The organism is Candidatus Pelagibacter sp. (genome assembly GCF_052049935.1).
Classification (GTDB): Bacteria; Pseudomonadota; Alphaproteobacteria; order Pelagibacterales; family Pelagibacteraceae; genus Pelagibacter.
Window position 1 is genome coordinate 48698 of sequence record NZ_JBNGZA010000010.1, and the last position, 8997, is coordinate 57694.

7 protein-coding genes and 2 tRNA genes are annotated in these 8997 nt (G+C 29.0%); 2 read left to right on the forward strand and 7 right to left on the reverse strand.

Annotation, left to right across the window (positions count from 1 at the left end; genetic code table 11):
- Window positions 1-19: 19 nt before the first annotated feature.
- The 6 genes from ACTT90_RS05865 to ACTT90_RS05890 form a co-directional block, all read right to left on the reverse strand.
- Window positions 20-1039, reverse strand: a complete 1020-nt coding sequence (locus tag ACTT90_RS05865) for a substrate-binding domain-containing protein (protein ID WP_014953206.1) — start codon at window positions 1037-1039, stop codon at window positions 20-22.
- A gap of 106 nt (window positions 1040-1145) precedes the next feature.
- Window positions 1146-2303 (reverse strand): ATP-binding protein, encoded by a 1158-nt coding sequence (locus ACTT90_RS05870; RefSeq protein ID WP_440937850.1) that lies wholly within the window; start codon window positions 2301-2303, stop codon window positions 1146-1148.
- A gap of 30 nt (window positions 2304-2333) precedes the next feature.
- On the reverse strand, window positions 2334-2666 hold the full coding sequence (locus tag ACTT90_RS05875; protein ID WP_440937851.1) for a diacylglycerol kinase: 333 nt from the start codon (window positions 2664-2666) through the stop codon (window positions 2334-2336).
- Window positions 2663-3868 (reverse strand): sugar phosphate nucleotidyltransferase, encoded by a 1206-nt coding sequence (locus ACTT90_RS05880; RefSeq protein WP_440937852.1) that lies wholly within the window; start codon window positions 3866-3868, stop codon window positions 2663-2665. Before ACTT90_RS05880 ends, ACTT90_RS05875 begins: the two co-directional genes overlap by 4 nt.
- On the reverse strand, window positions 3868-5586 hold the full coding sequence (ilvD, locus tag ACTT90_RS05885) for a dihydroxy-acid dehydratase (RefSeq protein WP_440937853.1): 1719 nt from the start codon (window positions 5584-5586) through the stop codon (window positions 3868-3870). The genes ACTT90_RS05880 and ilvD overlap by 1 nt, the downstream gene beginning before the upstream one ends.
- Window positions 5586-8213, reverse strand: coding sequence for a valine--tRNA ligase (locus ACTT90_RS05890; RefSeq protein ID WP_440937854.1), 2628 nt, complete (start codon window positions 8211-8213; stop codon window positions 5586-5588). Before ACTT90_RS05890 ends, ilvD begins: the two co-directional genes overlap by 1 nt.
- A gap of 121 nt (window positions 8214-8334) precedes the next feature.
- Between ACTT90_RS05890 and ACTT90_RS05895 the strand changes: the two genes are divergently transcribed.
- Window positions 8335-8408 (forward strand) — tRNA-Cys (locus tag ACTT90_RS05895).
- A gap of 52 nt (window positions 8409-8460) precedes the next feature.
- A tRNA-Asn gene (locus ACTT90_RS05900) sits at window positions 8461-8536 on the forward strand.
- Between the two features lie 4 nt (window positions 8537-8540).
- On the opposite strand, the gene ACTT90_RS05905 is transcribed toward ACTT90_RS05900, so the two are convergent.
- Window positions 8541-8912 carry a helix-turn-helix domain-containing protein gene (locus ACTT90_RS05905; protein WP_440937855.1) on the reverse strand — a complete coding sequence of 124 codons (372 nt, stop codon included), beginning with the start codon at window positions 8910-8912 and terminating at the stop codon, window positions 8541-8543.
- Between the last annotated feature and the right edge of the window lie 85 nt (window positions 8913-8997).

Here is an 8997-nt window from a genome sequence, read left to right on the forward strand (position 1 = left end):
TTGTGGATAAATTTAATTTTTACTTAATATTAATTATATTTAAATCAATCGCGGCAGTTCTAGTTACTTCATATTTATCAGAAGCCAATGGAACTAAACCAATTTTAGCTAGATAACCTCTATTACTCATAGCTTTTTTTGATGTAAATTCTTTAAGATATTCTTGGATACCTGGTACTACACCAATATGAGCTTTTTTAACGTAAAAGAACAATGGTCTAGCAATCGGGTATGAATAATCTTGAATACCTTCTAGAGATGGTTGAACACCTTCAATTGAAGCAGCTTTAACTTTGTCTTTGTTTGCAACTAGATAACTATAACCAAAAAAACCATAAGCATCAGGATTTGAAGTCAATTTTTGAACTATTAAAGTATCATTTTCACCAGCTTCTACTGCATAACCGTCTTCTCTGATTTTAGCACATTCTTTTTTTGCTTTATCACCAAATAAAGACTTAGCCTCTTTTGAACAACCTTTAACCATAACCAGGGAGTTCCAAGCATCTCTTGTGCCTGAAGTAGGTGGTGCAACTAAAACCTCAATTTTTTTATTTGGAAGACTAGCATCGATATCACTCCATTTTTTATATGGATTTTCAACTAATTTTCCATCTACATCAACTTTTGCAGCTAAAGCTCTCCAAAGTTGTTCTTTTGTAAAGTTAGCATCAGGTGAATTCACAGCATGAGCAAAAGAAATACCATCGTTTCCTACAACTATTTCGATAATTTCTGAAACACCATTCTTCTCACATAAAGCTTTTTCTTTTGGTTTAATTGCTCTAGATGCATTTGTAACATCAGGGTGATTAACACCGACACCAGCGCAGAATAATTTCATTCCACCGCCTGTTCCTGTACTTTCAATAACAGGGGTTTTAAACTTTCCACCTTTACCAAATTTTTCAGCTACAACTGTTGCATAAGGATATACAGTTGAAGAGCCAACAATTTTAATTTGGTCTCTTGAGTGACTAATTGATGTAAAACTTAGCACTAAAAGACAACTTAATATTATACTTGTTAATTTATTCATAATTCTCCTTTTAAGATTCATATACGAAACTATTTAAATTCTAATTTTAAATAATTTATTAAAGGAAGGTTAAAGTTTTGTTACAATGACTAACTTTTTAGTTGAATTATAAAGCGTTAAATTTAATACTTATTAATGTACCTTCATTTTTCACACTATTTATATCCATTTCAGCTCTATGTTGAGAAACTAGATGTTTAACAATAGCCAAACCTAGTCCTGTACCTCCTACACTTCTACTTTTGCTAGGATCAACAGTAAAAAATCTTTCAGTGATTCTATGTATTAGTTCTTTAGGTATTCCTATGCCTTGATCTTCTACAGATACTATATTTATTTCACCTTCTTTTTTAGTAGAAATTGTTATGGTTTTATTTTTATCGCTATATTTAATTGAATTATCAATAAGATTCGTAAATATTTCAATTAGTTTATCTCTATCACCTATAATCTTAAAATTATCAGTTTTATTTAAAACAATACTAATATTATCTTTTTTGATAATCTTTTCGTAAGTCTTAATAACAAATTCTAATAATTCTATTAGATCAATTTCATGAGTGGGTCTTATATGTTCTTGTAATTCAATTTTGGATAAAGAAAGTAAATCTCTTATTAAATTTTCCATTCTTTCAGATTGAGAAATCATTACGGGAAGGAAATTTTTTACCTCAGAATTATTTTTTAATTCAGAATTGTTTTCGAATGTTTCAAGTCCCATTTTGATTGATTGCAAAGGCGTTCTTAGTTCGTGAGAAACATTAGCAACAAAGTCAGATTTTAATTGTTGAAACTTATAAAACTCAGTTAGATCTCTGATAAATAAAACACATGTAGTTTCATCAAAGAAAAGGTCTCTTTTATCTAAATATATAGTGATATTAAGTCTTGATACTGATTGTGTTCGAATTTCTATCTCAAAATCTGATAAATTTTCGCCTTTGAAGGCTTTATCTATAAAATTGAGCAAATCTGGGTTTCTTAAAAAACCACTTAAATTTTCGTTTAATTTTATCTGAAACCAATTTGTAGCCGAATTATTGCTAAATAAAATTTTTTTACTCTTGTCTACAACAATAACTCCTTCTGGAATATAATTTAATAAATTATATATACTCCCTCTATATTCTTTGTTCTCAATTATTTTAATTTTTTCATTATTATTTTTTTCTTGAGTGTTAATGCCTAATACTTTTTCTTTTTTTAAAAGAAAAAAAATCAATAAAGCTATAATGATTAGTAAAATAAAATTTAGTAATTCCATCTGTCAAACTTAATAAGTAACAATAAAAAACTATAATGTAATAAAAAAAGTTACAACTAAAATCAATAAAATCAAAAAAACAGCTGCACTTGATAAATCTTTAATACTCTTAATATCTAAATCATGTTCTTTCGTGATTTTATCACATAATTTTTCAATTGAAGTATTCAAAATTTCAAAGGCTAATAATAAAAAATATAAAACAAATAATATAACCTTATGTATAAGATCTATGTTTGATAAAAAGATATAAGGCATTAAAAAAATACCTAGAATTAATTCTAAAATAAATGAATATTCTTTAAAAACTATTTTTAAACCATTTAATGAATTTAAAAAGTTGTTAAATAATTTCTTAATCATTTAACTCTGCCATAGACGTCTTGATATCTAACAATATCTGTTTCCTTTAGAATTGATCCTACTTGAGCTTCAACTATCTTAACTGGTTTATTTCCAGGATTTTGAATTCTATGTATCGCCTCTAATGGAATAAAAATATGTTCAAATGGTTTTTTAATAAAACTATCTTTATTTAAAGTTATCTTTGGATTTCCTTGAGTTACTAACCAGTGTTCAGCTCTATGGTGATGTTTTTGAAGACTTAATATTCCTTTTGGTTTTACAAATAACTCTTTAATTAAGAATTCTTTACTTTCAAATAAATTAGTATATCTGCCCCAAGGTCTATAAAATACATTTTTCTTCTTGATGTATTTATTCTTATTTTTGTCATACATCTTTAATATTTCTTTCCAACTTCCAAGATCTGACCATGGTATATCTAATTTTATCGCATTGATTTGTTTTGTTTTTTCTAAGATTGCATAATCAAATGATTTTGCAGTTGCTTTTATAAAAGAAGTTTTATTGAGATAATAAGTATTAGATTTATATTTAGCTTTTTCTACAGCCTTAATACAATTTCTATAAATAGTAGGTTGATATTTTTTAAAGTTATTAATTATTGAGTCTTTTCTTAAAAAGAACATTCCTGAATTCCAATAACCTTTCTTTTTAATGACTTGTTTTGCTTTTGCTTCTTTTGGTTTTTCAATAAATTTTGTTACTTTATTAATATTTCCTTTAATTCTTTTTGTTAAAAAATAACCATATTCACTTGAAGGTGAAGTTGGTTTAATTCCAAATATAAATATATTTTGATCGTTTAAATTAGATATATTCTTGGCGATTGATCTATTAAAAATACTTACTTTTTCAATTAAGTGATCTGCTGAAAAAAACATTAAAGCTTGTTCATTTGGAATATCTTTTATTAAAGCTGTGCTTAAAATTGCTGGTGCTGTATTTCTTTTCGCTGGTTCTAAAACAATCTTATATTTTTTGATTTTATGTCTTTTTAAGTGTTGCTTAACTTGTTTAAGATATTTTGCGTTAGTACTTATAATTGGAGCATCAAATATTGATCCTTTAACTCTCTCTAAGGTTTTGCCTAATAAAGTCCAATTACCAAAATCAATGAATTGTTTTGCTTGATGATCTTTAGAATTAGGCCAAAGTCTAGTTCCAGCTCCACCACACAAAATTACTGGACGAATTTTCATTAAATTTTTGAATATTCTTTAACCTCTTTTTTCTTACCAGGATGTGTTGGAGCTCCTAAATAAGCTGGTCCAACAGTTTGTGCATATTTCCATAAAGTTCCTGATCCAAAATCTGATTTTTTAGCTTTCCATTTTTTTCTTCTCGAAGATAATTGTGCATTAGTTAGTCGAACATTAATCGTTCCTTTTTTAGCATCTATATCAATAATATCTCCATTTCTAAGTAATGCTATAGGTCCACCTAATGCTGCCTCCGGACCAACGTGACCTACACAAAATCCTCTTGTTGCACCTGAAAATCTTCCATCAGTAATAAGAGCAACCTTCTCACCTTTACCTTGACCATAAATTGCACCGGTTGTTGAAAGCATCTCTCTCATACCAGGTCCACCTACTGGCCCTTCGTATCTAATAATAATTACATCACCATCTTTATATTTTCTTGTTTGAACTGCTTTCATTGCACTTTCTTCATTATCAAAACATCTTGCTCTTCCAGTAAACTGTAATTTTTTTAATCCAGCAATTTTAACTATTCCACCTTCAGGAGCTAAATTACCTTTTAATCCAACTACACCTCCATCTGGAGATAATGGATTGTTATAAGCTCTTAAAACTTTTTGTTTTGGATTGAATTTAATATTTCTTAAATTTTCTTTCATAGTTCTACCTGTAACTGTCATACAGTCACCATGAATATATCCACCATCATAAAGAGTTTTTAATAACATTGGCACACCACCTGCTAACCACATATCTTTAGCAACATATTTTCCGCCAGGTTTTAAATCTGCAAGATAAGGAGTTCTTTTAAAAATTTTAGCAACATCCATTAAATCAAATTTTATTCCAGCTTCATTTGCAATTGCAGGTAAATGTAAAGCTGCATTAGTTGAGCCACCAGTTGCTGCAACAATTGTTGCTGCGTTTTCTAAAGCTTTTCTTGTTACAATATCTCTTGGCTTAATTCCTTTAGCCAACAAGTTCATTACTTGTTTTCCACTTTCTTTTGCATATTTATCTCTTTCTTCGTAAGGAGCTGGAGTTCCTGCTGAATAAGGAAGAGCTAAACCAATGGCTTCTGAAACACATGCCATAGTGTTAGCAGTAAATTGCCCACCACAAGCACCAGCGCTTGGACAAGCAACAAGTTCTAATTTTCTAAGCTCTGCAGCTGACATTTGTCCTGAAGAATGTTTTCCAACAGCTTCAAATACATCAACTACAGTCACATCTTTTCCTTTGTATCTTCCTGGGAGAATTGATCCACCATAAATAAATACACTTGGCACATTAAGTCTAACCATCGACATCATTAAGCCTGGTAAAGATTTATCACAACCAGCAATACCAACTAAAGCATCATAACAATGCCCTCTTACAGTTAATTCAGCAGAGTCAGCTATAACTTCTCTTGAGATTAATGAAGATTTCATTCCTTCATGTCCCATTGCAATACCATCTGTAACAGTAATTGTACAAAATTCTCTTGGAGTACCACCAGAAGCTCTAACACCTTTTTTAACAGATTGAGCCTGTCTCATTAAAGCAATATTACAAGGTGCAGCCTCATTCCAAGTAGATACAACACCTACAAATGGTTTTGATACATCCTTTTCAGTTTCACCCATAGCATAATAGAATGATCTATGAGGGGCTCTATCTGGACCTATTGATGTATGTCTACTTGGTAATTTCTTTTTATTAAATTTTTTCATTATAAGCTTTCAATGGTTAGTGATAATTTTTTTATATCATTTTCTAAATTATTATAATTAGATTTTTCTTGTTCAACAATATCTTTTGGAGCTCTGTCTACGAAACCTTTGTTGGATAGTCTCGTCAATATTTTATCAGCTTCTTCTTTTAATTTGCTTTGTTTCTTAACTAAATTTTCTTTAATCAAAGATAAATTCACATTTTCATCAAAATAAACCTTATAAATTTCACCAGATATTACCATTGATCCAGATGATTTATTTTGATCATTTTCTAAAAAATCATTAACTCTTCCAAGTTTTTTTAAAACAGTACTATTGTCATTTACAAATTTCTTAGTTTCTTTAGACAAATTGCTGATTGATATTGTTGTAAAAGACCCAGGGCTTACATTCAATTCATTTTTAAATGATCTAAGTTCAGAAATTATATCAATAATTTTTTCTACATCTTTTTGAGATTGATCAATTTTTATCTCACCAGATGGCCAGTTATGATACATTAAAAAATCTTTATCTGAGTTATCGAATTTATTTTTTAACCATATTTCTTCTGTCACAAATGGAATAAATGGGTGGAGCATCACTAAAATTTGTTTAAAAACATACGAAGATACTTTTTTAACTTCATTGATATCTTCTTCGTTATCAGAAAATAGTATTGTTTTTGATAGTTCTAGATACCAATCACAATAAGAATTCCATGCAAATTTATATGCATTTTTTGCTGCCTCATCAAAACGATAATCTTTAAGATTTTTTTCTATAGTGTTTTTAGTTTGTATTAGTTCTGAATAAATCCATTTATTAATATTTAAAGATAATTTAGGTACTTCATTTGTTGATGAAAAATCACACTTATTAGTTATTAAAAAGTTATTAGCATTCCATAATTTATTTAAAAAATTTCTATAACCTTTCACTCTGTCTTCAGATAACTTTACATCTGTACCAGGTGATGCCATTGATAATAAAGTAAATCTTAATGCATCAGCACTATATTGATTTATTAAATCCAAAGGATCAATAACATTTCCTTTAGACTTTGACATTTTTTGTCCTTTTTCATCTCTAACTAATGCATGAACATAAATGTCTTTAAATGGTTCTTTGTTTAAAAATTCCATTCCAAACATCATCATTCTAGCAACCCAGAAAAAGATAATATCAAAACCAGTTACAAGAACTGTTGTTGGATAAAATTTATTTAACTCTTCTGTTTTTTCAGGCCATCCTAAAGTTGCAAAAGGCCATAGTCCTGATGAAAACCAAGTATCTAAAACATCAGGATCTCTATTTAACTCAACATCTTTTTTATAAAATTCTTTAGCTTGTTTTTTTGCATCATCTTCATTTTCAGCAACAAATATTTTTTTATCTGGACCATACCAAGCAGGTATTTGATGTCCCCACCAAAGTTGTCTTGAAATACACCAGGGTTCAATATTGTTCATCCATTGAAAATATGTCTTCGACCAATTTTCTGGAAAAAAATTTGTTTTTTTATTATTAACTATCTCTTTAGCTTTGATCGCTAATTTTTCTGCATCCACAAACCATTGATCAGTTAAATATGGTTCAATAACAGAGTTAGATCTATCTCCATAAGGAACTTTATTTTTAATGTTTTCTTCTTTTACAAAAAAATCTTTTTCTTTTAATTCTTTTAAAATTTTCTTTCTTGCATCAAATCTATCCAGTCCAATATATTCTTGTGGTGCATTTTCATTAATTTTTCCTTCTTCCGTAAATATATTAATAATCTCTAGATTATTCCTAGAACCTACATCATAGTCATTAAAGTCATGTGCTGGTGTAATTTTCAAAGCACCTGTTCCCTGTTCAGGGTCAGCGTAATCATCTTCAATAATCTTAATTTTTCTTCCTACAATTGGAATTGTTACAGTTTTGCCAACAAATGATTTGAATCTTTTATCAGTTGGGTTCACCGCAATTGCTGTATCGCCTAGCATTGTTTCAGGTCTAGTTGTTGCAATAGTGATAAATTGATCAGAATCATCTATTGGATATTTAATGTAATAAATTAAAGAATTCATTTCCCTTTGATCAACTTCTAAATCTGAAATTGCAGTTTTAAGGACAGTATCCCAATTTACTAATTTCTTTGCTTTATAAATTAATCCTTTTTTATGGAGATCTACGAAAACTTTGATTACTGATTTTGAGAGATTTTCATCCATTGTGAATGCATTTCTACTCCAATCACATGAACAGCCTAATTTTTTTAGCTGGTTTATTATAATGTCACCATATTGATTTTTCCATTCCCAAACTTTTTCAATAAATTTTTCTCTTCCAATATCATTTTTATTTATATTTTCTTTTTCTAATTTTCTCTCCACTAAAGCTTGTGTAGCTATACCAGCATGATCAGTACCTGGTTGCCATAAAGTTTCATAGTTATTCATTCGATAATATCTAACTAGTAAATCTTGAATGGAATTATTTAAAGCATGACCCATATGCAAACTTCCAGTTACATTTGGTGGTGGGATAACTATAGAATATTGTTTTGAATTCTTTTTTGGTTTGAATAAACCATTTTTTTCCCAATAAGAATAAATTCTATCTTCAACGTCAGAATGTATATATTTATCACTACTCATGAGAGAATTAGTTTATAATTTAATAATCTAAATTAACAATAATCAAATTAAATCGTTATTTAATAGACTATTGATTTAATTTAATTATAAAGCCAATGGTAACTTATTTTGAGTATCATAAGGCAACGTGGCGGAATGGTTACGCAGAGGATTGCAAATCCTTGTACCCCGGTTCGATTCCGGGCGTTGCCTCCACAAAAATGTTCTTGTTTTAATTAGAAAAAAAAGTAAGTTGGGGTTTTTACATTCCTCGGTAGCTCAGTTGGTAGAGCAGTTGACTGTTAATCAATTGGTCGCAGGTTCGAGTCCTGCCCGAGGAGCCAAAAATTAAATAGCCTTTAAAATTCCTGGATTATTCACCTGAAGAGTTTTGTTAAACTTATTTTTTTGATCAGGTGTCAATTCTGAGTAAACTTTAGCCAAAAAGTTATAATTAACATTCATGTGACCTTCTTGTGATTTTTCTAAATTCACAAGATATTCTGAAAAATCTTCAAAAAAATAATTTATTGGCACTTTTAAGTAGTTAGATAGTTGAAGTAATCTTATAGAACTTACTCCATTCGTGCCTTTTTCATATTTTTGTATTTGTTGAAATGTAACATTGATTGCTTTTGCGACTTTTGTTTGTGTTAAACCTAATGCTAATCTTCTAAGTTTAAGTTTATTGCCTAGATGCTTATTAAAATTATCTTCCATTAAGACCCCACTTAATATTTTGTATAATTAGAATTCAACCTGTTTTTTAAACCTTGTGCAACAATAAAATTATTTTTTTTTTAAA

What these genes read in the sequence shown, in the direction of transcription:
- ACTT90_RS05865 (WP_014953206.1), bottom strand. Translation starts at nt 1,039, where the DNA reads ATGAATAAATTAACAAGTATAATATTAAGTTGTCTTTTAGTGCTAAGT.
- ACTT90_RS05870 (WP_440937850.1), bottom strand. Translation starts at nt 2,303, where the DNA reads ATGGAATTACTAAATTTTATTTTACTAATCATTATAGCTTTATTGATT.
- ACTT90_RS05875 (WP_440937851.1), bottom strand. Translation starts at nt 2,666, where the DNA reads ATGATTAAGAAATTATTTAACAACTTTTTAAATTCATTAAATGGTTTA.
- ACTT90_RS05880 (WP_440937852.1), bottom strand. Translation starts at nt 3,868, where the DNA reads ATGAAAATTCGTCCAGTAATTTTGTGTGGTGGAGCTGGAACTAGACTT.
- ilvD (WP_440937853.1), bottom strand. Translation starts at nt 5,586, where the DNA reads ATGAAAAAATTTAATAAAAAGAAATTACCAAGTAGACATACATCAATA.
- ACTT90_RS05890 (WP_440937854.1), bottom strand. Translation starts at nt 8,213, where the DNA reads ATGAGTAGTGATAAATATATACATTCTGACGTTGAAGATAGAATTTAT.
- ACTT90_RS05905 (WP_440937855.1), bottom strand. Translation starts at nt 8,912, where the DNA reads ATGGAAGATAATTTTAATAAGCATCTAGGCAATAAACTTAAACTTAGA.